A 240-nucleotide genomic window follows, 5' to 3' on the forward strand; every position below is an offset into this window, starting at 1 on the left:
ACTCTACCATGCTAGGCAGCTTTAGATCGATACTGCTGGCATTTGGATCGGCCAGATATTCAACGGTGCCATCTGCGGTAACTGTTGGGCTATAGTGGTATGCTAAACCGAATCGGTTATCTTCATTCAGCTCAAACACAGTACCGACATTGAAACCAACACCAACGCCGCTAGCATCAATGTTTACAACTTTGGTTTCATTTAGCACAGGTGTAGAAGGGCTAGTTGTACGCTCTAGCT

The 240-nt window shown here is 45.8% G+C and carries 1 protein-coding gene; it reads right to left on the reverse strand.

Translation table 11 applies throughout. The features are described from left to right. Positions 1-240, reverse strand: a 240-nt coding sequence (locus tag FQ668_RS28135) for an outer membrane protein transport protein (RefSeq protein WP_178097265.1), incomplete at both ends; no start/stop codon positions are given.

This window comes from Pseudomonas sp. Kh14 (genome assembly GCF_900291005.1).
In the GTDB taxonomy this organism is placed as follows: Bacteria; Pseudomonadota; Gammaproteobacteria; order Pseudomonadales; family Pseudomonadaceae; genus Aquipseudomonas; species Aquipseudomonas alloputida.